The 23,126-nt window shown below is 66.2% G+C and carries 16 protein-coding genes, 1 tRNA gene and 3 pseudogenes; 8 read left to right on the plus strand and 12 right to left on the minus strand.

The window, feature by feature from the left end; translation table 11 throughout:
- The first annotated feature begins 131 nt into the window (after positions 1–131).
- The 3 genes from PKE85_RS08595 to PKE85_RS08605 are packed head-to-tail and all read left to right on the plus strand — an operon-like array spanning position 132 to position 3,046.
- Complete coding sequence (locus PKE85_RS08595; RefSeq protein WP_271204324.1) at positions 132–1,988, plus strand: sensor histidine kinase; 1,857 nt, start codon at positions 132–134, stop codon at positions 1,986–1,988.
- A complete protein-coding gene (locus PKE85_RS08600) occupies positions 1,981–2,703 on the plus strand; it encodes a peptidoglycan-binding domain-containing protein (RefSeq protein ID WP_271204325.1) in 723 nt (240 codons plus the stop codon). The genes PKE85_RS08595 and PKE85_RS08600 overlap by 8 nt, the downstream gene beginning before the upstream one ends.
- Before the next feature lie 13 nt (positions 2,704–2,716).
- Positions 2,717–3,046, plus strand: coding sequence for a DUF1491 family protein (locus tag PKE85_RS08605; protein WP_271204326.1), 330 nt, complete (start codon positions 2,717–2,719; stop codon positions 3,044–3,046).
- 16 nt (positions 3,047–3,062) lie between these two features.
- Here PKE85_RS08605 and PKE85_RS08610 read toward each other — a convergent pair whose 3' ends face one another.
- Positions 3,063–4,196, minus strand: coding sequence for a DUF2336 domain-containing protein (locus tag PKE85_RS08610; RefSeq protein ID WP_271204327.1), 1,134 nt, complete (start codon positions 4,194–4,196; stop codon positions 3,063–3,065).
- A 334-nt stretch (positions 4,197–4,530) separates the two neighbouring features.
- Here PKE85_RS08610 and PKE85_RS08615 point away from each other — a divergent pair, with 334 nt between their 5' ends.
- The 3 genes and pseudogenes from PKE85_RS08615 to PKE85_RS08625 form a co-directional block, all read left to right on the plus strand.
- Positions 4,531–4,722: a hypothetical protein gene (locus PKE85_RS08615; RefSeq protein WP_271204328.1), complete on the plus strand. Its 192-nt coding sequence runs from the start codon at positions 4,531–4,533 to the stop codon at positions 4,720–4,722.
- Positions 4,719–5,477, plus strand: coding sequence for a hypothetical protein (locus PKE85_RS08620; protein ID WP_271204329.1), 759 nt, complete (start codon positions 4,719–4,721; stop codon positions 5,475–5,477). The genes PKE85_RS08615 and PKE85_RS08620 overlap by 4 nt, the downstream gene beginning before the upstream one ends.
- Before the next feature lie 118 nt (positions 5,478–5,595).
- Positions 5,596–6,182: pseudogene (locus PKE85_RS08625) on the plus strand (integrase core domain-containing protein); the annotation flags it as partial.
- A 38-nt stretch (positions 6,183–6,220) separates the two neighbouring features.
- Here the strand turns inward: PKE85_RS08625 and PKE85_RS08630 are convergent.
- Positions 6,221–6,734, minus strand: a pseudogene (locus PKE85_RS08630) (IS5 family transposase); the annotation flags it as partial.
- A gap of 259 nt (positions 6,735–6,993) precedes the next feature.
- On the opposite strand from PKE85_RS08630, the gene PKE85_RS08635 reads away from it, so the two are divergent.
- Positions 6,994–7,083: transfer RNA gene (locus PKE85_RS08635), tRNA-Ser, on the plus strand.
- A 272-nt stretch (positions 7,084–7,355) separates the two neighbouring features.
- Here the strand turns inward: PKE85_RS08635 and PKE85_RS08640 are convergent.
- Genes PKE85_RS08640 through PKE85_RS08660 form a run of 5 tightly spaced genes read right to left on the minus strand, consistent with a single transcriptional unit; the run spans position 7,356 to position 10,210 of the window.
- On the minus strand, positions 7,356–7,715 hold the full coding sequence (locus PKE85_RS08640; RefSeq protein ID WP_271204330.1) for a hypothetical protein: 360 nt from the start codon (positions 7,713–7,715) through the stop codon (positions 7,356–7,358).
- Between the two features lie 56 nt (positions 7,716–7,771).
- Complete coding sequence (locus tag PKE85_RS08645; protein ID WP_271204331.1) at positions 7,772–8,143, minus strand: hypothetical protein; 372 nt, start codon at positions 8,141–8,143, stop codon at positions 7,772–7,774.
- Positions 8,144–8,161: 18 nt separating this feature from the next.
- Positions 8,162–9,088: a recombinase family protein gene (locus tag PKE85_RS08650; protein WP_271204332.1), complete on the minus strand. Its 927-nt coding sequence runs from the start codon at positions 9,086–9,088 to the stop codon at positions 8,162–8,164.
- Between the two features lies 1 nt (position 9,089).
- Positions 9,090–9,668 (minus strand): DUF2924 domain-containing protein, encoded by a 579-nt coding sequence (locus PKE85_RS08655; protein WP_271204333.1) that lies wholly within the window; start codon positions 9,666–9,668, stop codon positions 9,090–9,092.
- A 2-nt stretch (positions 9,669–9,670) separates the two neighbouring features.
- Entirely contained in the window at positions 9,671–10,210 is a 540-nt protein-coding gene (locus PKE85_RS08660; RefSeq protein ID WP_271204334.1) for a DUF3489 domain-containing protein, read from the minus strand.
- Positions 10,211–10,839: 629 nt separating this feature from the next.
- Between PKE85_RS08660 and PKE85_RS08665 the strand changes: the two genes are divergently transcribed.
- On the plus strand, positions 10,840–16,890 hold the full coding sequence (locus PKE85_RS08665; protein WP_271204335.1) for a tetratricopeptide repeat protein: 6,051 nt from the start codon (positions 10,840–10,842) through the stop codon (positions 16,888–16,890).
- A gap of 508 nt (positions 16,891–17,398) precedes the next feature.
- Here the strand turns inward: PKE85_RS08665 and PKE85_RS08670 are convergent.
- The 5 genes and pseudogenes from PKE85_RS08670 to PKE85_RS08695 form a co-directional block, all read right to left on the minus strand.
- Positions 17,399–17,917, minus strand: a complete 519-nt coding sequence (locus PKE85_RS08670) for an SEL1-like repeat protein (protein WP_271204336.1) — start codon at positions 17,915–17,917, stop codon at positions 17,399–17,401.
- Positions 17,872–18,720, minus strand: coding sequence for an RHS repeat domain-containing protein (locus tag PKE85_RS08675; protein ID WP_271204337.1), 849 nt, complete (start codon positions 18,718–18,720; stop codon positions 17,872–17,874). The genes PKE85_RS08670 and PKE85_RS08675 overlap by 46 nt, the downstream gene beginning before the upstream one ends.
- 425 nt (positions 18,721–19,145) lie before the next feature.
- The gene (locus PKE85_RS08680; protein ID WP_271204338.1) at positions 19,146–19,916 is read right to left on the minus strand and encodes an RHS repeat-associated core domain-containing protein; all 771 of its coding nucleotides are present in this window, start codon (positions 19,914–19,916) and stop codon (positions 19,146–19,148) included.
- Positions 19,917–20,401: 485 nt separating this feature from the next.
- On the minus strand, positions 20,402–22,882 hold the full coding sequence (locus PKE85_RS08685) for an RHS repeat-associated core domain-containing protein (protein WP_428981331.1): 2,481 nt from the start codon (positions 22,880–22,882) through the stop codon (positions 20,402–20,404).
- A gap of 64 nt (positions 22,883–22,946) precedes the next feature.
- Positions 22,947–23,126 (minus strand): annotated as a pseudogene (locus PKE85_RS08695) (IS5/IS1182 family transposase); the annotation flags it as partial.

Raw genomic sequence — 23,126 nt, forward strand, 5'->3', positions numbered from 1 at the left:
TTCAGTCAAGTTTTCGTAAATGTTTCGGGCAGGGTCGTGACGCGCAGGCAAAGCAGCGATCGTCGGCATTTTAGCGTTCGCTTAAGCCGGCGCCGCCACACTGCGCCCAACGACAGGGAGTTCGCCGCGCGATGGATCGCGGCGCCCGCCGCGCCGTCGGCGGAGTGTGGAGTAGCAAGCGCGTGCGTCAGGTCGCCGCCATCAAAGCGTTGTCCGAGCACGTCGCGGCGTGGGTTCACCCCTCCGTCCAGGCCGACGCGTTCGCGGCCGAGCGCCACCGCAGCTTCCTGCTCGCCCACTTCGCGCTGGGCGTCGCGCCCTTCATGGCGCTGCCGGCGCTGCTCGCCGCCGGCTTCGCGCCCGCGGCGGCCGAAGCGATGGGCTTCGCCTGGCTGCTCGTGCCGATTCTCGCCGCCCTCCAGCTCAGCCGCAGCGGGCGGCTTGCGCGGGCGCATCTTCTGTCCTCGCTGGCGCTGACGCTGCTGGCGGCGGTCGTGGCGGTCGGCGCGGGCGGGCTGCTGACGCCGGTCGCGCCGCTGGCGTTCGCGATGGCCGCGTTCGAGGCTGGCCTGTCCGGCTCGCGCCGCGCCGCGCTCGCGGGAGCGGCGGCGGCGGCGGGAGCGGCGACCGCGGTCGCGCTCGCCGGCGCGTTCGGCGCGCTGCCGCCGGCGGCCGTCCTGGGCTCCGGCATCGAGGCGCTCGGCCTTGGCGCGCTGGCGCTGCACGCGGCGGGACAGGCTGTCCGCGCGGCGCGGCTGATCGGCGCCGCCGCCGCGGAGGCGCGGGCGGCCCGGGTCGAGCGCGACCTCGTCGCCGGCGCATCCAACGATCTCGTCACCCGTCACGCCCGCGACGGCTCCGTGCTCCACGTCTCCGGCGCGGCGCACCGGCTGCTGGGCGCCGCGCCGCGCGATCTGCTCGGCCGCGGCCTGTTCGAGCGCGTCCACATCGCCGACCGGCCGGCCTACCTGCACGCTCTCGCCTACGCCGGAACGGAGCCCGCGACGCTGGAGCTTCGGGTGCGGCGCGACGATCGTCCCGGCGCGCATGGCCCGGCGTTCGTCTGGCTGGAGCTGAAGGTTGCGGCGGACGCGAGCGCGCCGGACGGCGCCGCGCTCGGCGTGTTCCGCGACGTCAGCGAGCGTCGCCTGCGGGAGGAGGAGGCCGGCGCCGCCCGCGAGGCCGCGAACCTCGAGGCGGTCCAGCGCGCCCAGTTCCTCGCCGCCATGGGCCACGAGATCCGCACCCCGCTCAACGCCATCATCGGCTTCTCCGAGATGCTCGGCGACGAGCGCCTGATGCGCGCCGCGCCCGAGCGCCGCAGCGACTACGCCGCGCTGATCCGCCAGTCCGGCGAACACCTGCTGGAGATCGTCGACCATGTGCTCGACATCTCCCGGATCGAGACCGGCCGATTCGCCGTGGCGCCTGCGCCCTGCGCGGCCGGCGAGGTGCTGGCCCATTGCGTCGGGCTGCTGGCGCCCCGGGCCGAGGCCGCGGGCGTGCGTCTCGCCTTCGAGGTCGCCGCCGATCTGCCGCCGATCCTGGCCGACCGGCGCGCGCTGACGCAGGTGACGCTGAACCTGATCTCCAACGCCATCAAGTTCACGCCCCGCGGCGGCGACGTGGCGGTGTCGCTCTCGGCCACCCGCGGGCTGATGACGCTGTCCGTGCGCGACAGCGGCGTCGGCGTCGCCGCCGAACATCTGGAGCGTCTGGGCGACGCCTATTTCCAGGCGGAGGGCGCCGCCGGCGGCCGCGAAGGCATGGGGCTCGGCCTGTCGGTGGTGCGCGGCCTGGTGGAGCTGCACGGCGGCCGGCTCGCCTTCGACAGCGCTCCGGGGCGCGGCATGCGCGTGACCGTGGCGATGCCGCTCGACGGCGGGTCTCCCGCCGCCTCCGGCGCAGGCGTCGTGGCGCGGCCCGATTTCGGCCGCGGCCGCGCCGCCTCGCCGCTTCCTGCGACAAGGGTGAAGAAAAGTGCCTAAAGCCGCCGCGAGCCCCTACGACGATCCTGACGGCCGGTCTTCCGGCGCCATGGGCGCCGCGCTCGGCGTGGTCCGCCGCCGGCCGATCGACGCGCTGGCCGGGCTGGTGGCGGCGGCGGGCGTCGTCACCATCCTCGTGAACGCGCTGGCGCTGCAGCAGGGCCGCCACCCGGCGCCGCTGTTCCGGGATGCGGCGGCCCCCCGCCCGGCGACGACCAGCCAGGTCGCCACGCCGCTGCCGGCGCGGGACGCGCTGGTGGCCGACATCCAGGAGGCGCTGATCGCTCGCGGCTATCTGGACGGCCCCGCCGACGGCATGTTCGGCGCCAAGACCGCCACCGCCATCTCCGCCTTCGAGGAGGCGCATCAGCTGCCCTCTACCGGCGCGGTGTCGGAGCGGCTGCTGGCGGCGGTGCTCGCCGCGCCGTCGCGCCCGAAGGCGCAAGGTCCGGCCACGCCGGCGCCGACGCCGCCTTCGGCGAGGACCGCGCCGGCGACCACCGGCTCGGTGGCGTCCCCCTCCCGGCTGATGGCGGTGCAGCGCGCGCTGGCGAAGCTCGGCTACGGGCCGGTGGCGATCGACGGCAAGATGGGCTCCGCCACCCGCGCCGCCATCACCAATTTCGAGCTGAACCGGCGGTTGCCGGTGACCGGCGAGCCCAATCCCCAGACGCTGAAGGCGCTGCGGAGCCTCAGCGGCATGGAGATCGAGTGACGGGGCCTTCGACGTGAGTTCGCGGCTGACTTCGGAGTTCTGGGTCGCGGCCTATGTGCGCCGCTGCCATCTGGAGGGCGCTTTCGCGCTGGTGCGCAAGCGCGGCGCGCCGGAGGCCGGCGCCATCTTCATCGTGGTGGACCGCCTCGACGGCGACAACGACCTCTACGCCCCGGCGCCCCAGAGCGAGGCGGGCGACGACGGCGGCCGCGCCTTCGAGCGGGTGGGCGAGCGCATGACCGGCCTCGACGTGGAGGAGCGGCTCGCCCGCGAGCGGCGGTTCGATTCGGACCTCTGGATCGTCGCGGTGGAGGACCGGCGGGGCCGCGCGTTCCTGGACTGAAGTACGGCTTCCGCCGTCAGGCGCGGGAGCGTCCCGTGTCCACACGTCCCGACAGCAGACGCCGGCCGCGGCCGGAGGCCGGGCGGGCGGCGCCGGGGCGCTCCACGGCGCCGGACGGATCGAACAGCGGCTCGTGCCGCGCGGCGGGCGCGCCGGCGATCGGCTGGCCGGCGAGCGCCGCCGTAAGCTCCTGCGCCGCGCCGCGGCTGGTGGTCTCGGCGATCTCGACCAGCTGGAAGAAGCGCGGCACCGACTGCGCGATCTCCGGCTGCGTCACCAGCACCGCGCGGGCGATGGCGTCGCGGTCGAACCCCACGGCGCGCAGCATCATCACGAAGGCTTCGCCGCTGGGTTCCGCGACCAGGGTGGCGACGGCGGCGGGGCTGAGGCCCAGGGCGTCGGCCAGGGTCTCGGCCATCAGTTCGCGCGAGCCGCTGTCGGCGGCGGATTCCACCATCGCGAGATCGGCGGAATCGACCGCGCGGACTGTCCGGCCGGCGAGCGCGCGCGGCGGCCGGGCGCCCAGCGCTTCCCGGATGGCGGCGCGGCGGTCGGGACCGGCGAGAAGATAGAGCGGCGCCAGCGCGGCCGGGTCGAGGTCGTCGCGGGCGAGCAGGGCGGCGGCGAGCGGCGCGCGGTTCAGCGCCCGCTGCGCCAGCGCCGCGAGGGTGCGGTCGCTCGGCGTCACGGCGGGGTTGGCGATCAGCGCCTCCAGCACCCGGTCGTCGCGGTGATGGGCCAGCAGCCGCACCATGTCCGGGTCGATGTCCGGGCGGCCCGCCACCGCGCTCGCCTCCAGCCCGCCGCCCTCAAGCGCGATGGCGAGCAGCAGGTGGCGGGGCGCCTTGACCGAGCGGGACAGGATGGGGGCGGCGACCTCGAACTCGTCGTCCAGCAGGCGGCGGATCACCGCGTCGGGCGCCCGCTCGTCGTCGGCGAGCTTGCGCGCCACCACCGCGCGGGTGTCGGCGCCCACCACGCTGAGCAGCTGAAGCGCCAGCTCCTCGTAGCGGGCCAGCTCCTCGGGGGCGTGATGCGGCTTCTGCACGAACAGGTCGGTGAGCACCCGAAGCAGCGTCGGCCGGATGTCCACGCCGTCCTGGCGGGACAGGCGCTGAAGGGCCTCGACGGGCAGAAGATCGTCGCTCATGGGCCTTCCATGCGGGAAATCGCGTCGAGGGAGACCAGCCTCCCGCTCCGTCGCCGCGTCGTCAGACGCTACGGCGGTTATGCTTAGCGCCGGGTTAAAGCGGCGCGAGGATAGCTGCGTCGCGCCCCGCGCGCGACCGCGGTCCCGAAATGACACGGAAGCGTCACGCGGCTGTGTCCGGGGGGCAACGATGGTGACGGGGTAGGGATTGGAGCGGTTTCGGTAACCCCTCGTTAACCATTCGGGCGGCTCAATCGGCCTCAGACAAGCCCGACGGCGGGCGATCCCGCCCCGGGTCGCAATCGAACCATCCCTCCTGGCAGGGAGTGCCGCCATGGGTCTCGTGCTTGCCTTCCAGACCGCGCCGCGCCGGTCGTCGTCCTCCGCATCCTCAAGCCGTCGTCCGGCGTCCCGCGCCGCCGACATCCTGCTGTTCACCGGCGTGCGCTACGAGCGGCACGACGACGGACAGGGCCGTTCGTTCCCGCCGCCCGCGCCGGTTGAGGGGAGCGCGCCCGCGTCGTGATCGTCCGCACGCTCCGGGCGGCGACGCCCGGAGCCCGGGCCGCGCTCGTCCTTCTCGCCTGCGGCGCCCTGGCCGCCTGCGCCCCGCCCACCGGCGACTTCGGCCGCGCGGAGCCGAGCGTGGTCCATGACCGGCTGATGCCGGCGTTCGGCCGCGAGGCCGCGCGCCAGCGCGGCGAGCCGGTCTCCTATTACCGGATGACCGACGCCGAGCGGACGATGCGCAACATCGGCTGGGGCGTGGTCATGCCGCCGCTTCCCGAGCAGTGGCGCGAGCGGACGCTGGTGGAGCTGCGGCGCACCCGCGTGCTGCCGGCGGAGCGCGCCCGCGTCCACAAGGAATCCTACGTCCGGACCCTGCTTGCGATCGACTACCGCTCCAGCGGCGCCCGCTACGCCCGGCTGATCGACGACGTGCGCGCCGACACCGACCGGATCGAGCCGTTCTTCGCCGCGGCCGCCAAGGTGGCGGAGGACGACCGCGTGCGCGCCCGCACCGCGAACCGGGTTCCGGAGCTGACCCCCGACGAGGCCGCGAACGTGGACGGCCGCATCGCCGAGAACGGGCTGATGATCGCGTGGGTCCGCCAGTCGTTCGAGGAGCGGCTGATCGCCTACCGCTACGCGCTGGACCGGCTGGTGCTGGAGACGCCCGACCGCAAGGCGTTGGAGGCGGAGGAGGCGATCGCGACCTTCGCCAGCGTTCTGGCGAGCCTGCGCCCGCTCGGGCCCGCGAAGGGCGTGTTCAAGGGCTGAGCCTTCAGCCAGAACATCGAAGCGGGGCCGGCCTCTGCCCCAAGAGAGCGAAAGCTGGTCTTCCCCCCTGAGACTTGGTCCTCGCTGAGGTGTGGCTTTTGGCCATGTGCAGGGGTGTCTGACGCCGGGCAGGGGGCGCGCGCCTGAAGAGATCGTCGCGAAGCTGCGGCAGGTTGGAGCGCTGACGGCGCAGGGTCGGCCGGCTGCCGAGGCGATCCAGCCGATCGGGGTGACGGAAGCCACGTTCTATCGCTGGCGCAACCGAGTCTGGCGGGCTGAAGGGCGATCAGGTGAAGCGCCTGAACGAGCTTGAGGCGGAGAACGCCCGGCTTCGTCCAGCGGTGTCGGACCTGAGGCTGGACAGGATGATCCCGGCGGAGGCCGCGCGGGGGACCCGAAGGGCTGCGCAGCCAGTTCACGCGCGAAGGCCTGACGATCCGCATCGGGCGGAGGCTCCGGTCGACCGACGTCATCGACGTCCTGTCGGACCTGTTCATCCTGCGCGGCGCGCCGGGCCACGTCCGATCGGACAACGGTCCGGAGTTCGCGGCGAAGGCCGCCCGCGAGCGGATCGTCGCCGTCGGTTCGACCGCCGCCTTCATCGAACCCGGCCGTGCCTGGGACAACGGCTATCGCGAGAGCTTCAACGCCAGCCTGCGGGACGAGCTTCTCGACGGCGAGAGCTTCTACTCCCTCGCCGCAGCCGATCGGCGTCCCTCGGATCAGGTCCAAGGACAGGCTGCAGCCTTGTCGGCGATCAGCCGCCGCTTCGGCGCGAGCGCCTTCAAGCGGGGCTGGGGCCATGCTGACGTCGGCGATGTTTCCCGGCGTTAGCGCGACGGCGACGAGCCGGCCGCGAGCATCGGCCAGGCAATGGAGTTTCGTCGTTCCGCCGCCGCGCGAGACGCCGACCGCCTGGGCGAATTCCCCCCTTTCCGCTGGCGGCGGAAGGCTGGGCTTTGACATGCGTGCTGTGGAGACAAAGCTCGTCGGGCACGGCGCCCGCCGAGGCGACCCTGGCGAAAAGATCTTCCGCCAGACCCCGTGCCGCGCCCAACGCGCCTAGCGGTTGCAGATCGTCTTGGAGGGACCGTGCTGGGACGGGACGTCTCGCCAGCGGGCCCCGGCTTTCAGGATGTGCGGGATGCCCGAGATCGCCCGCCGGTCATCGACCCTCGGCTTGCTCGGCTGGTTCTTCGGCGGATGCGGTTCCAGCGCCGACCACGCCGCGTCCGGGAGCCGGAACGGATCGCGCAGGACACCCCCCAGTCGCGGCGAAACTCAACGCCGAACGGGATCGGACGAAAGCGCCAGACAGTGGATTGGGTCCCCCGAGGTAGGGCGCGCCGTGAAGGCCCTCCGACATGGCTTCGGGCCGAGGTCCAGCCCCTCCCGGCTCCGCCGACGCCATGGCAGGTCTCCTCCCGGCGCCGCGCGTCAAGATTTCCCCGTTGCGGCGCGAAATCCGCTTCGCCATGATCTGCCGCGGCGCGCGCCCAGGCGGATTCGCTGCGCCGGAGAGGTGGCCGAGTGGTTTAAGGCGACGGTCTTGAAAACCGTTGTGCGGGCAACCGTACCGTGGGTTCGAATCCCACCCTCTCCGCCACGACTTAAGTTATTGTTATAACTACGATTTTTTCCCTTAGAGTCGCGAATTCCCTCGATTTTCCGGACCGTTACGGTCGCCTCGGCTGAGCCTCGCTCATCAGAGACGAATTCATTGGAGAGCTTGGCGATTTCGTGCGCCAAAGTCTCGCATAGACCTTTCAGTGGTACGGCGGTCTCCCGCGTATCGCGCTTGGGCGGGCAGTCAGCGAACCTTGACACGGAACAAAACAAGCCGCCCGCGGGCGGCTTCTGTCGAGAAGATGTCGTCCGTCAGGCTGCGCGCAACGCCTCGCGCTGCTTTTGCCAGTCGAGAGGAAAGCGCGTGTCGGCCATCAGCCTGCTGGCGGTCAGGTCGGAATAACGCCCGTCGAGCAGTCCAGCGATGATGTCCGGAGCGAGGAAGCTTATGCGGACCAGGCGGGTTACGTAGGAGGCGGTGAGGTTCTCCTCCCTCGCGACGTCGTCGATGCTCGCCCGGTCGTCGATCAGGCGATTCCGGACGATCTGCGCGCGGGTGATGAGTCGGATCATGCTGGCGTCGGCGGGCGCCTCTTCGACCACGCCGTCGATTACGAAGCGAAGTTCGTTCCCGCGATGCTTCAACCGCGCCGGGACGGAGACGATGGTCAAACCTTCATCCGGGCGCTGCGGGGCGGGGTGTGTGGCGGGCGAGCCTTCCGGGTGGGTCAGCCAAGCCTGCACCCCGCCCGATCGACGCGCACGTCGACGCGGTCCGGATGCATGTCAATGCGCGGGACGAAAGCGAGCAGCGCGGCGCGGACGTCGGGCGTTTCCAGCGCTGGCCAGCGCGCCGCGGCCTCCTGGCCAAGTTGGGCCAGCCGATGCTGGTCTCTGGCGCCGCGATCCGTTGACGATCCTGCGTCCATAATCGTAGCGCGGTCGGCGAGCATCCGCCCAACGCGGTCCCGCACCAGTTGCTCCAACGCCGGCGCCTGGAGGCGCAGACTTTGGGTGTCTGTCTTCTTCCCGCTGACGAGGTGATGGGACACGTAGTACCGATAGCGCACGCCCTTCTTGACCGCATGGCTCGGCGTCAATCGTTGGCCTGCCGCGTCTTAGACGATGCCGGCGAGCAGGCTCGGTTCTGCGGCCGTGCTTCCGGTCGTTCGCTCGACCCGATTGTCGGCGAGAATGCTCTGCGCCTCCGCGAACAGCGCCTCGTCCACGATGGCCGCGTGCTCGCCGGGATAGACCTCGGTCTTGTGGACGATGTCGCCGCGGTAGATCCGGTTGGAGAGCATCAGATAGAGCGCGCCGCGCGAGAACGGCTTGCCGCCATAGCGTGAGCCGTCGGCTGCCATCCTGAGCTTGCTGATGACGCTGGAGGCGTCGAGCTCCGCCTTCAGCTCTCGGACCGACCCCAGCTCGATATAGCGACGGAAGATGCTTCGGACGTTCGCGGCTTCGGCCTCGTTGACCACGAGCTTGCGCTCGCGGACGTCGTAGCCGAGCGGCGGCTGGCCGCCCATCCACATGCCCTTCTTCTTGGACGCCGCGATCTTGTCGCGGATGCGTTCGCCAGTGATCTCGCGCTCGAACTGGGCGAAGGACAGCAGCACGTTCAGCGTCAGGCGGCCCATGCTGGTCGTCGTGTTGAACGCCTGGGTCACGGACACGAACGAGACCCGATGCCTGTCGAACAGCTCGACGATGCGGGCGAAGTCGCTGAGCGCGCGGGTCAGGCGATCGACCTTGTAGACCACCACCACGTCGATCTCGCCAGCCGCGATGTCCGCGAGCAGGCGCTGCAGCGCCGGCCGCTCCATCGAGCCGCCGGAGAAGCCGCCATCGTCATAGAGAACCGGCGACAGTATCCAGCCCTCATGACGTTGGGATGCGACGTACGCCTCACAGGCCTCGCGCTGCGCGTCGAGGGAGTTGAACTCCTGCTCAAGCCCTTGCTCGCTGGATTTGCGCGGATAGACCGCGCAGCGAAGCTTTGCGCGGCCTATGGTTCTGACCGCAGCCTTGCGGCTAGCCATGCTAGCGCTCCTCTCGCAACGGAGCTGGGGTCGCCGGGACGCTATCGAGCAAGGTGGAGGCGCCCTCGCGCTCGCGACCGGAAGGACGCCTTTGCACGAGGCCGAAGAAGCGCGGGCCGGACCAGTGCGCGCCTGTGATCGTTCTGGCGATGGGCGTCAGCGACGCGTAGGTCTTGCCGTCGTACTCAAAGCCCTCCGCGAGGACCGTCACGGTGTGAGTGCGGCCGCGCCATTCCCGAACAAGCCTTGCGCCGGGTCGAAGGCGTGCGCGAGGTTCAGGCCGGTCAGGATCCTCCGCCCGGAGCGCCTTCGTCTGGGCGGCGATCCGCCTGAGCGTCGCTTTGGACAACCCGCCATGCTCCCGCTCCTGCAGGCGATACGCCAGCGCCCGAAGAACAAGGTCGCGGCTGAGCTGCGGAGGATCCGTGCGGAACAGGCGCCGCCATTCTTGGCGAAGACCCGAGGCGTCCAGATGCTCAAGCTTAACAAGACGCCGCTGAAGAGCGGATCGAGATCCGTTCTCAGAATGCTCGCCGTCGTGGACGCACGCCACGACTTCAATCGCGTCAGAGGCGTTCATCGTCACGCGCCCGGCCGTTGCGTCGACATAGCGATGCAGTAGCGTCGGTCGCCGCCGTCTGGCTTATCGGACGACACCTCAAAGCCCCTCTTGCGAAGGCCGCTCAAGACCGCCCGGGTCGTGTGTGGCAGCCAGCCGGTGGCTTCGATCAAGTCGTTGAGACTGGCGCCGCTCGGACGGCCCAGGAGATCGATTACGGCCGCCTGCTTGGCGCCCGCCCTGACGGCGTCGGTCTGTGGGGTGACCCGCGCGGCCTCCTCTTCTTTCGCCTCCTCGTTGTCGGCGCCGATCGCCGCATAACCGCCCTCGGTGATCTTCAGCCCGACGGGCTTGCCGTTCTCATCCTGTCGCCAGTGCGGCTGACGGCGCTGGACGATCAGCTCCGCCAGCAGCTGCCTACGCAGCAACGCCGCGATCGTCCGTGCGACCGACGGGTGGGCGTCGGTCAGCACGACGAGGCCGTCGTCGCGCTGCGAGGCGGCGGACAGCAGGACAAGCTGAGCGTCAGTGAGCTTGGACGTGGGTGACGTGACGTTCGACATGAAGTGTTCTCCTTCGCGATCCGGCGACGATCAGCCGCCGCCACTGACGCGACCCCGCACGCGCGGGGCAGGAGAAGGACGCCGACCTCTTTCAGCGACGTCGACAGTGACGCTCCGTTCGGCAGGGAAGTGAAGTCATCTCTGACGATGCGGGGGTGGCGAGCGTCGTTCTCCACAATCCGGTGGCCGCGCGTGTTTCCCGGTGCATGGCAGGTCGGGCGCAAATCTTGATTGGAACGGCAGTAGAAACCGTCTGTCCAAGGGCCGGCGCAGGGCTGCGTGATCCGATTTTTGTCGTCATTCCGGCCGGGACAGAGGCTTCTGATTTTATGGCGTCGGCCCTTTTGGGTGCGTTGCAAAGGGTGAAGCGAGGAAAACTTGGATAACTGTGGGCGACCAAGCTGTAATTTCTTGTTGGAGGACAAGATTCCGTTCAGCTTGTAGCGCGGTCGGTGGAACAGGAGACGGGTTTAAGAGTGGCGAAGCGCGTGTCGAGGACCGGGGCGAAGTCGGCCTCTTCCGCCCCGCCGGGATCGGGCGCGCAGACGCCAGCCGGGCGACGCGCGCCATGGAAAGCGACCCCGCCCGCGCCGGGGCGCTCGATGCCGTCCCTTCACCGGGAGCGATTGTTGCCGCTCGTGGAGGTCGGCAGCGTCAAGTTCGAGGAGCTTTGCCGAGACGTCCTGCAACTCCACTTTCCCGATGTGACCCGGACGTCGCTCAAGCGCAGGCGAGGGCAGGAGCAGTTCGGCGTCGATGTGGAGGGGTTCGATGAGCTGGGGCGCACCACCGTCGTCATCTCCGCCAAATGCTACCGGAAGGTTGAGGGATGGCATTTCCGGCCTTGGATAGAAGAATTCTGTACGGAGCTTGATCGCCACTGGAAGGACAAGGGCGTCACCGACTTCGTCCTCGCCGTGACCGACGACTGCAATGACGACGACATCAACGACAGCGCGCGTCTGCTCATCGAGGAGCTCAAACAGCGCGGAATAACGTTTCATCTCTGGGGAGCGCAGCACCTCACAGATCTGGTGATCAAGGGCGGGCCGCAGCTTGTCGACCGCTATTTCTACAGGGGTTGGTATGATGTTCTGTCGGGCTCGCTCGCCGCAGGAGCCTCCGCCACCTCCGGGGCGCTCCCGGTGGCTCCGCAGGCGCCCTTGACGTTCCGGCAGGAGACGGAAGAGCTGCTGTCCATCCTCGACAAGATCGAGATCACCTCACAGAAAGCGCTTGAAGCCGCGCTCGAAGCGGATCGCGCCGGCCGCTCGAACGCGCTGCGCCAATGGCTTGCGGACACGCGCGCGGATTCCCGTCGATGGCAGGCGCTGACGGCCGAGACGCAGGCGAAAGCGCTGCGGGCGCAGGCGGTGCTCCATCTTCGCGACTCTGATGTGTCGAGCGCCGAAGCGCTTCTCGACGAAGCCGATCTGTTGAGCCCGCCACCCGACAGGTCCGCCCGCGCCATGGCGCTAAACGTCAAGGGCGAGACGCGCGAGGCGCTTGAGCTTCTGTCGGGGGCGCTGACACCCCGCGAGCGCGAGATCCGGGCCGGTCTGCTGATCGAAATCGGAGATCTCGACGCGGCGGCCCAGGCGCTCGAAAACCGGTTCGGGAGCGAGGTGTCGCCGGAAATGTTACGCCTGCGTGCGATCCTGGCGATGATCCGTGGAGACCGGGAGACGGCGCTTCAGTTCGCGTCATCGGCGGTTGATCGCGACAAGGGCGCGTTCGCGCCGCTGATGACGCGCGGCGCCATTCACGTTTTCTGCGCGCTGGCGCCCGGCGCCACAGCGCAGTTCGGGGGCCCGCTGACGCCGATCCATCCGGGCCTGGTCCGTAATGTTGCATCCGCTCGGCGCCATCTCGGCGAGGCTTTGAAGGATTTCGATCGTCTGCTCGAAGGCGATCGTCCTTCGAAAACCCATGTGGAAACATGGCGGCTTGGGTGTCTGCTGCTGCATCCGGATCGGCAAACGGAAGCGGCGTCCGAATGCCGCCAGCTTCTGCGGCGCGATCCGGTCGATCCGGTCGTGGTGCTGTGGAGCTGGACCTTTGGCCGGCTGCATCGGCTTGGAAAGATCAAGAAGTCGCTTGTCGACGCGGTCCGGTTTGGCTCGGGGACCGAGACCCATCTTCTCGCCTTGGCCACGCTCTGCGCCGGCGTGTCGAGGCCCGATCTCGGTCTCCGCGTCATCACACAGCACCAGCATCGCTTTCCGGCGTCCGGCGCCCTGCTGGACAGCTGGCGCATCCGTTTCGGCGACGCCTCGCTTGAACCGTCGTCGCCCTATGAACGGGCGACGCGCGACGCCCTGGCCGGCGACTGCGGCGCCTTGGTCGCCTGTTTGCAAGATGAGGCGGCCACGGCGGAGGACGTGGTCGCCGGGGTTGGCTTTCTGGCGTCACGGTCGGCATGGGCCGACATCGTTCGTGTGCGCGGGGCGATGCTTCGGATCGCGACGCCCCGTCTTCTTCGTCTGGCGGCGGTGGCGGCTTTGCGCGTCGAGGACGCCGCAGGCTGCCTGGACGTCATCGACGCCGCTGAAGCCGCGTCTCCGGATTTGCCCGACGAGTTGATTGGCCTGCGTATGCGCGCGAATGAGATGCTCGGCCGGTATCAGCCCGTGATCGAGGACCTGCGCGCGCTCCAGCGTCAGACGGGCGAGGCCTCCAAAGTCGGCGGCCTCCTGCTCGACGCCTATCACAAGATTGGAGCCTTGCCGCAACTCGCGAAAGAAGCGCGGCGGGCGATGGCGGCGGGCGAGCTCGGCCCGAACCAGATGTTTAACGTCGCTGTCGCCATGCGTCGCTACGATGACGATTTGGCCCGAGAAGCTCTGCGGCACGCCGTGGCGGCGGGCCTCGACGGCGAGGCGACGCCACATGCCTTCCTTCTGGCGCTCGAGCTTGGGCTGGAGGAGGTCCAACGGAAGATCGTCGAGGCGACCGGCAATCCGCTGGAGCGTCTCGCGGTGCGCTCGTTCCAGAACATCGAAGACATTCTCGCCTACATGGAGGAGCGCAACGAGGACTATCGAGGTCGGTTCGACGCGTGGCTTCGCGGCGAGGTTCCCGCCGCCGTCGCCATGATAGGGGATCTCAAAGGCTATGCGAGGCTGTTTCTGGCGGAGCCTGCGGAGCGCCGGAATCTCCTCAACGAGACGTTTCCGATGCTGCTCTTGTCCGGCGCGCGACGGCGGCCGCCGTGCACGCTGGCCGAGACGCGGCCGACCTTGCGGCTTGACCTGTCGGCTCTGATGCTCGCCGCGCGGCTGGATATGCTCGACGCCGTCGAGGCGGCCTTCTCGGTGGAGACGCCTGCGTCGCTGCCTGACGCGCTTTCCGATCTGGACGCCGCCTTTTCCGACCATGATCCGAAGCTGGCGGCCGCTGTCCGCAAAGCCGTTTCGCCCGATGGGCCAGTGCGCGTGGTCGAGGATCTGGAGCCGGGCTGCGTCGAGCTGGAGGCGGCGGACGCCGGGCGCGATCTGAACCCAGAGGCGTTGCGCCGGATGTCTGAGGCCGCCTTCGCCGAAGGACATCTCGACCGTGATCAGTTGGCCAAACTGCAGAGCCTCGCGGATCCCGAACTTGCGCAAACGCCCTGGGGAGCGGAAACACCGTCCAGTGAGACGTCGCCGGTCCATGCTGGTCGTTTCGGCGTCTGGCGGCTCGTCCTCAGTGGCGCGCTTGATCCGCTGGCGCGCTCGACCCCGATCCACATCTTGCGCCCGGAAGCCGACGCCCTCATCCGCGAGCTGACGACGTTGGAGTCGGACGCCCACATCAAAGCGAAGATCATGGCGCTTCGCGACCGTATGAGCCGCCGCCTCCTCAACGGCGAATGGACGGTCGCCCGCCTTCTTCCGTCAGAGACACATGCGCCCGCGCCCGCACATATGCGATGCTTGATCGAGGTGCTCGGAAAACAGGAACGCGCCCCGGCGCTGATGTGGGTCGAGGATCGGGCGTTTTCTCACAACCCACCCGAACAGGCCTTGTGCGTGGCCGGGGTGCTGGACTCGCTGCGCCAGAAAGGCATGGTGGACGACGCCTATGTCCGGCAGCGCGTGAACAGGCTGATGGCGGCGGGCTACGCCTATCTGCCAGTGGAGGCGCTGGAGGTTTCCCGCAAGCTTTTCGATGCGCCGATCCATGAGAACGGCCTCGTGGAGACGCAGGAGCTTGCAGCTCTTCGTATCTGGTGCGCGCAGGAGAGCGAGCGGTTGCGCTGGCTCGACATGACGCAGCGTCATGACGCGGACGGGCGGATCGCAGGCGAGCTTCGGCGCGCGCTCGACATCGATCTCGCGCATCGCGCGCTGGTCGAAATCTGGAGCCGCGCGGAATCCGACCATGACGCCGCCAGGGCGCGCTCGGCGTGGGTCTGGACGCACTTGCGTCAGCCGGCGCCGTTCTCGCCGCCCGAACCCGGTGACGCTCATGTTCGGGCTTACGTCGCCGTTCATCTGGCGCATGCGCTGACCATCCCGCTCTTCAGCGAATTCTCGTCGAAACCGATCCCGCGCGACGCCCAGGTCGCCTTTGCGGACTGGTTCGTCCAGTCCGCGGTGTCATCGCTGAAACGGGCGGATCCGGAGACGTTCCGGCTCTTCGTCGAGGCGGTCACCGGGACGGTTGCTCGGATCGTCGACCGCGAGGGCATCGACGAGACCGGCATGGACGAAGGGCTTCGCGCGAGCCTGGATCGGCGGATGGTCGCCGTTGCGAGCCGGTTCCTCGACCTGCTGCCGGAGCGGCTCGTCGACCAGATCGTCGAACATGGCGACCTCGGACGGAGGCTGCCTCGGCGCAGCGTCATTGCCCTGACGCTGACCGACGACGCCAGCCTGCCGCTGGACGCGTTCGCGGACGCCGCGGGCGCCCTGCTCCAGGGCGGCGAGCCGGCGAAGCTCCCCATAGCGCTGACCAACAAGCAACCGGCGTGGGTCGAAGCCCGGCGGGTCGATGGCGAACTCGAGCTGTCGATCCTCTTTGAGGAGGCGCGGTTCCGCATCGCGGAGGAGACCCAGGCCATGGTCCACCCGGACCTGGACGTGCGCCTTGCGGCGATCAATCGGCACTATCTGGACAGGAGGTCTGCGATCACAGCTGAAGAGTTTGGCGCCGCGTTGCGCCTGACGACGGCGGCTGAGCGTTTCGAGGCGGTGCGGCGATTGAGGGAGAACGATGTTTTCAGCCGCCTGAGCCTGATCAGGTCAAAGGTCTTTCAGCGTGAGCCGCTGGCGATCGACGATCTTTCCGTTCCCTCCATCGCGGCCATGGACCGCTTTCTGTTGCGGACCGAAACTGCGAGCGTCGAGCTTGTCTCGCGGCGGGAGGTTCAGGATCTCGCGGCGGTTGTCGGCGCGCGGGCGGCGATCGAGCGACTTGCGTCCAGTCCCGTCGATTTCAGCGGTGAGGCGCTCGCCGCGGTCTTTGCGCTGATGGCCAAGGAAGAGCCGCAAACGGATCCCGATGCGGTCGTCACCCCGCTCGAGGCTTTGCTCCGTCTGAGGGCTGGCCTTCAGGCGTGTGAGGCCCTCAACCGGTTGAAGGACCGTGTCTCGGCCCTTGCGGCCAGTTGCGCGCGTCATGGAACGCTGTTCGTCGCTTTGGCGCGGTATGGGGCTCTGGACCTGTGTCGCCGGACGGATCGGAGCGCCTTACCTTCCGAAACCCTGGCGACCTACCTTTGGTGCTACGCGGATCAGATGTTGCGCGCGCTGGCTCCTGATTTCGTGGACGCTCACGCCGGAGCCGGCATCATCGCCGGTCGGACCCAGCGGACGTTTCGCGATGTCGCGGCCTTCGACGCTATGCCGCGTTGGGCGCGCGACATGACCGCAGATCTGACCACGGATCGCCTGCTCCTCGGCGTGACTGCCGTGCTGATCGATGACGGGGCGGCGGATCGGGACGCTACGCTTCTTGATCCGCTGCAGGCGCTCGTGGGCGGCGTGCGGGACGACGCCTGGTGGCCGCCGGCCGATGAACTCACGCCGCCGCCGCAAGCGCCGGATGTCATCTGGCCGGCCCGGGACGTCGTTCCACGCCTGATCGCCGGTGGTTGGCTGCCTGGGGACCATCCCTTCGCGATCAGGGGCCATGACGTGATCGCCCGGCGAATCCTGGACGAGGCTCTGGAGGACGAGGCGGGGTTTTTGCGCTCCTGCCTGCTGTCCCATGTGGACGCCGGCCGGGTCGAGCCGTCGACGCTGGCGCGGATGAAGGCGACGCTTGTGGCCGATCCCGGCGCGGCGGGCCTCGAACCCCATATGGCGGGCTCGCAGATGATCCTGTCGGCGTGGGCGCACGTTCTGGCGACGCTCGATGAGGACGCCGCCATGGCGGAGACGCTCGCAACCTTCGCGCGGCGCTGCGCGCGCCGGTGGTCGGATCATCCTTCCCGCGCCCGTGAAGGGCGTGCTGACGCCTTCGGGACGCTGCAGATGCTGGAGGATGTGGCGCTCACGCATTCGATCGCGCTTCCCCGCCCGCGCGTCGATCAGTTGAAGGTCTTCGCCGCCACGATGACTGCGGTGGCGAACGCCTGGCCGAACGTGAGCCGCCACATCGCGGAGAGCCTGCATCGGCTGGCGGACGCCGCGGAGGCGCCCGATGCGGTTCCGTTGTGGCGCGCCGCGACCCGCCTTCGGGCGCAAAGCGCGTAGCTGCGAAAGGCGCGGACGTCGCGCCACACCACCGCCCTGACCGCGTCGGTCATCAGCGCCGGGCGGTCGAGATGGTCCACATGGACGTAATAGAGCCCGGATGCGCCGGCCGACGCGTCGACGACCGCCAGCGGCGTGTCGCCGAGCCAGACATACTCCCGCGCCATTTCGGCGCCCACCACATGCTCCGCCACGATGTGGCCGAAGATGTCCCAGACATAGTGTGTCGTCCCCGGCGTCGCCGTGGCCGAGGTCAGGGTGCGGACGCGCAGCCGGTTGAAGGCGTCATAAGCTTGGGACGACTGCGCCACGCCGGCGACCGTTACGATGCCGATGCGGCCCGCCCGGTTCGAGGAGTAGTCGTAGGCTACGCCCGAGCGCGTGTCGCGCTTGATCGCGCCGTCGTTGTGGTAAGTGAAGCTGCAAAGCGTCAAATGCTGCAAGAAATTCTGGATCAAAAAAGTCGAAATTGCCGCATCAGTCGCAAATAATAATTAATCTCATAACCTTAATGAGAGAAGTTTTTCAATACCTCTACGGCAGGCTGAAATCCTTTGGAGGCGGAATCCCTTAGCATCATAATCGCGGACTCTCGATCTGTATCGATAATTTCAATGGCCTTGAGGTATATTGCCTCTGCTGATCCTGCATTTATGGCAAGCTCCCGGCGACGCTCAGATTCTCGAATATCTAACTCGTAGCCATATTGTTCACTGGCCATATACCAAGAAAGATGAAGATTTGCTTCGGGCCATCCACCCTCAGCAGATTTTTCTAGCCAATAATTTGCGCTATTTACCGAGGCATTGACGTAATTTCCAAATCTGTAGCATTGGCTTAGCTCCCATTGGGCTTCGGCAACCCCACTGTGAGCAATATCTTCAAGTTTTTTCATCCAATTCACATCAGGATTTGGATTGATCGATGCGATCCACTCCTGAGCGAGAAGACAGGCTATAGGGTCTCCCGCCTGTGCACATTTTACCATAAGGGCATACGCATCTTGGATTTCTCCTGCTCGATACATTGCGCATGCCTGTTCGAAAAGTTCGGTTCGCATAGATAATCCAAAGGCTGCCGTACTCCACCTCTTCCACCCCCGAGCCTTAGGAGTTGGTTTACTGAGGGAGAGCCTCGATGGAATATCTGTCTGTTAATTTTATCAAATAAACGTTTGTCCGCGTCGCTTAAGTTGTCGCAAAATTTTCTCATATTGCGATTTTTATTCAATATGGCTTCGTCATCTGGAGTAAGCGGCTTCCACGTTCCTGTTGAAATCCGAGCATCTGGGCCGCCTGCACGGTCCCGTAAATGAACATGGTAATCACCTCCAGGCCCCTGCCTTGCATGTTCGTTGCCACCAGCCTGTGGGCCGGGATAGCTGTGCATGGAGATACTGCCTTGACGGTGGAGTTCGTATAAGCCTGTTGGATCCCCGCTCGTCATCGGGCGTTGCCCGACATACCCGTAGACGTTCGGCCCGTCGACGAAGCCGAGCGGATCGGGCTGGGTGTAGCGGCCGAGGGTGGGGTCGTAGTGGCGGTTCCAGTTGTAGGCGAGGCCGGCTTCAAGCTGGAACCACTGGCCGGGGAAGCGCAGGTCGAGCGAGGCGGGGCCGGTGATCAACCGCACCGCGCCGAAGGGCTCGTAAGACGCCCGCCACACCACCGTTTTCGAGGCGTCGGTCATCAGCGCCGGACGGTCGAGATGGTTCACATGGACGTAATAAAGCCCGGACGCGCCCGCCGCGGCGTCCACCACCGCCTGGGGCGTGTCGCCGAGCCAGACATACTCCCTCGCCATCCCGGCGCCGACCACATGCTCCGCCACGATGTGGCCGAAGATGTCCCAGACATAATGCGTCGTCCCCGATAGAATTATTTAAATAAGTCAGGTATTCCAGCTGAGTAAATAATTATCAGCCTTATTGTCGCCTTACTGCGTTTTTTATTGTATAGAAACGTTTTAAATTAAACCAATCTTTAAGTTTCATTTCTTTAGTGCAGGATGAAAACTTATCAAAATCTAGACCGCGGGCGTGCTGGGTTAAGTCCATTATCAGGATCGAAAAAAATGCTCCAACCGATGTAAATAACCAGGCAAGGAAAGCGTGTTTAATTATTGATGTACTATATAGACACTCATAGCAAAAATTATAAACAGAAGATGCAATAACGATAACAATAACAGACGCCGCCATAATAGCAGACGCCGTTATAAAAACCATAGAATAATATCCTACTATATTTTCTAGTTTAATTTTTGCACTTGCATTCATTGCCGCCTCCTGACAAAGCATTAGAGGCGCCTGTTGAAGCTATCGCATCAGCTAGCCCACCCAGCGCGCGTCCAATGCCATATCCAGCCGGGAGAAACCCTTCCACGCTCGCGCCGACTGCTCCACCTATCGCCCCACCAACACCACCTGACGCGAGGCCGCCGCCAGCAAGCCCAGCGCCTATAGCACCAAATTTGGCCCCATTGTAAGCGCCATAGGCCGTGCGCCCGCCCAATCCGAGAGCGTTAATAGCTCCTAGTCCTCCCATTACCGAAGCTGCGCCACCTACCGCACCCTGAACTAAGATGCTTTTCAAGTTATATACTTCACCGCACTCCATATATTGGTTGAGTGCTTCAGCTCCAGCTCCCAATGCTGCGCCAAATATTATCCAGACGTATTCGCCCGATGGATCAGCGTATAGAACAGGATTGCCGTTTACATACCCGTACACGTTCGGCCCATCAACAAACCCCAGCGGATCGGGCTGGGTGTAGCGGCCGAGGGTGGGGTCGTAGTGGCGGTTCCAGTTGTAGGCGAGGCCGGCTTCAAGCTGGAACCACTGGCCGGGGAAGCGCAGGTCGAGCGAGGCAGGACCCGTGATCGACCGCACGGCGCCGAAGGCCTCGTAGGACGCCCGCCACACCACGGCCTTCGAGGCGTCGGTCATCAGCGCCGGACGGTCAAGATGGTCCACGTGGACGTAGTAAAGCCCGGACGCGCCCGCCGCGGCGTTCACGACCGCCACGGGCGTGTCGCCGAGCCAGAAATCGTCCCGCGCCACAGCGTCCTTAAGAAAACTATTCAACCGTTTTATAATCGGCTTGCAAAATTAACGGAATTATAAAGAAAAATATACACCCCCACGCAGGACTAAATGTAAGAAGTGATCCAATTAATATAGAGATAAATATTTCAGAAATATTTAAGTTTAGATAGGTCTCAGGCTCAGTTTTGTGAGAGAAATAAATTATCAGTTGAACGAAAAAGCTGACAGGAAAAGACGCCACCACCCCCCAAAGAGCACGGCGGATAGAGGGGCGCGCGTAGAATTTAAAAACACCATACGTTGCAGCCATCAATGATATAAAAGCAAATGTATAAACCCTGAGAGAGTCATATTTGTACATTCTTATACATAAATCGTAAAATATTAACGTAGCAAACATGAAAGATAGCAACAAGCCATAATTCAGGCAATATTTTCTTATCGAAAATTTCTTTTGTTTCGTGCTAGCCGTCATCGCTCCAATCCCTTAAATGCATCTCTGAGTGAGCCTGGAAGTCTATGCCCCCCAGTCCTTTGAACGGACCAATGCCATCCAAGACTCTGGACACGGAACTGGCACACATAAAGGGTGCCGCTCCTCCTATTTCCTCCATGCGACGCGCTATTTCCGCCTCATCTTCAGTTGAAGTTCCGACCCGATCTATGGTTACCTCACTCCCATTGCGTTTATGAAAATCAATAAAATCATCAAGGTTTGCGTCTCCTCCCGTCATGAGATCGCCGGACCCCCTGGAAGGATTAGGGTAACTCCCGGCAGGGTCGTACAAGTACGGTTCTCCTCCCGCTCCGCGATCGACATGTACTGCGGAGTGCGAGCCCATGCCGTAATCGTAAGTAGTAATGAGTGTCGTATCCAGCCCCCTGGGATCCACGCGCCTTATCGGGCTCTGCCCGACATATCCGTAGACGTTCGGCCCATCGACGAAGCCGAGCGGATCGGGCTGGGTGTAGCGGCCGAGGGTGGGGTCGTAGTGGCGGTTCCAGTTGTAGGCGAGGCCGGCTTCAAGCTGGAACCACTGGCCGGGGAAGCGCAGGTCGAGCGAGGCGGGACCCGTGATCGACCGCACGGCGCCGAAGGGCTCGTAGGACGCCCGCCACACCACGGCCTTCGAGGCGTCGCTCATCAGCGCCGGACGGTCAAGATGGTCCACGTGGACGTAGTAAAGACCCGCTGCCGCGTCCACCACGGCCAGCGGCGTGTCGCCGAGCCAGACATATTCCCGCGCCATCCCGGCGCCCACCACATGCTCCGCCACGATGTGGCCGAAGATGTCCCAGACGTAATGGATCGTCCCCGGCGTCGCCGTGGCCGAGGTCAGGGTGCGGACGCGCAGCCGGTTGAAGGCGTCATAAGCTTGGGACGACTGCGCCACGCCGGCGACCGTTACGATGCCGATGCGGCCCGCCCGGTTCGAGGAGTAGTCATAGGCCACGCCCGAGCGCGTGTCGCGCTTGATCGCGCCGTCGTTGTGGTAAGTGAAGCTGCGAAGCGTCGTCGACCCTTGCGTCACGCTGGTCAGGCGGTTGCTGGTGGTCGGATAGGCCCAGGTCGTCGCGACGCCGTTCTTGGTCTCGGTCCGCCGGTTGCCGTTGGCGTCATAGGTCCAGGCGTGCGTTCCGTACGCGCCCCAGGCGCCCGACAGCCGGTTGGCGGGGCTGTATGCGAAATATTGCGTTTCGCTCGCGTTCAGCGCGTCCCAGATCTGGGTGACGTTGGTCCCGTCCGAGCGCGCGAGGCCCGCGTTCATGACGGTGGCGGAGCTATCCTCCACGATGGACTGGTACAGCTCGTTGTCCTGGGTGAAGTTCTTCCAGTAGGTGTAGCCGTTGCCGTAGGTGAGCGTCTGCAGCACGTCCTGTGTCAGGGTGCCGGCGTGCGGCAGGGACGCGATCTGCGCCGCCGTGCCGGCGTTCATGCCGGACCCGTCCGTCACCGGCACGGCGTTGCGCGCGGCGAGGCCCCAGTCGAGATCAGGACCCAGCGGCCCGGAGGCCGAGGAGGCGTAGCCCGCCATGGGCCGCCAGGCGACGCCGGAGGCGAGCGTCTGCACCGGCGCGGAGGCGTTTGCCTTGGTGGTGACGCCGGTGACGCGGCCGAGCGCGTCGCGCTGATAGGTGACGACGCGGCCGGACGGGTAGGTGATCGAGGTCAGCCGGTCGGCGAGGTCCCACGTGTAGGCGGTGGCGTAGACGGTCCCCGAGATGGTGCGGGTCTCCGACAGCACGTTGCCGCGGGCGTCGTAGCGGAAGTCGGAGGCGCCGCCGGCATCAGTGACGCGGGTAAGCCGGCCGCGGCCCTTGTTCCCGGAGGCGACCCCATTCCAGGTGACCAGAATGCGGTCGGTCGTGCCGCCATTGTAGGTCTTGGACGTCATGCGGCCGGCGGCGTCGTAGACGAAATCCATCACCATGCCGCGGGCGTCGGTGAGCTGCGTCACCAGGCCGCGCGGGTCATAAACATAATCGGTGACGCCGGAGTCCGGGCTCGTGTGGCGGATGACCTCGCCGAAGCCGTTGCGCACGTAAGTGGTCGTCAGTCCGCGCGGGTCGGTGTAGGCGGTGACGTCGTCCACGCCGTTGCGGGCGAGCGCGACAGTGGCGCTTTCCGGATCGCTTTCGGAGGCGAGCCGGTTCAGCGCGTCGAAGCTCGCGCCCCAGATGGCGTCGCGGGGGTCCTTCACACTGACGGTGTTGCCGGTCTTGTCATAGCCGAAGGTCCAGGTCTGGGAACTCGCTCCCACCGCCCGGATCTGCCGGTTGAGTTCGTCGAAGGCCTGATTGCGTTCGGCGACGATGGTGGCGCCGTTCTTCACCTGGATCTTGGTCGCGCCGCCAAGCTTGTTGCGGGTGTAGACGATGCTCTCTCCGGCGGAGTTGGTGACGGATGTGAGGCGCGAGGCGTTGTCGTGGGTAAATGTCAGCACGCCGCCGCCGGGGCGGGTGATGGTCGCGACGTTCCAGTTCGCGTCGTAGGTGTAGGCTCAGGACTCATTGATTGAGATAGAACACGACGGCTGCCGCGATGCAGATTGCAGAGAAGAACGTGTGGGCGGATCTGTCGTCACGGGTTGCGATGCGCCGCCAGTCTTTGAGCTTGGCTAATAGGTTCTCGATCTTGTGGCGCGTCCGATGGAGCGCCTTGTCATAGTCGAGCGGCTGTTTGCGGCT

This window comes from Methylopila jiangsuensis (assembly GCF_027922305.1).
Taxonomy (GTDB): Bacteria; Pseudomonadota; Alphaproteobacteria; order Rhizobiales; family Methylopilaceae; genus Methylopila; species Methylopila jiangsuensis.

Coding starts and splice junctions, on each gene's coding strand:
- PKE85_RS08595 (WP_271204324.1), top strand. CDS start 132: ATGGATCGCGGCGCCCGCCGCGCCGTCGGCGGAGTGTGGAGTAGCAAG.
- PKE85_RS08610 (WP_271204327.1), bottom strand. CDS start 4,196: ATGAGCGACGATCTTCTGCCCGTCGAGGCCCTTCAGCGCCTGTCCCGC.
- PKE85_RS08615 (WP_271204328.1), top strand. CDS start 4,531: ATGGGTCTCGTGCTTGCCTTCCAGACCGCGCCGCGCCGGTCGTCGTCC.
- PKE85_RS08650 (WP_271204332.1), bottom strand. CDS start 9,088: ATGGCTAGCCGCAAGGCTGCGGTCAGAACCATAGGCCGCGCAAAGCTT.
- PKE85_RS08655 (WP_271204333.1), bottom strand. CDS start 9,668: ATGAACGCCTCTGACGCGATTGAAGTCGTGGCGTGCGTCCACGACGGC.
- PKE85_RS08660 (WP_271204334.1), bottom strand. CDS start 10,210: ATGTCGAACGTCACGTCACCCACGTCCAAGCTCACTGACGCTCAGCTT.
- PKE85_RS08670 (WP_271204336.1), bottom strand. CDS start 17,917: ATGTATCGAGCAGGAGAAATCCAAGATGCGTATGCCCTTATGGTAAAA.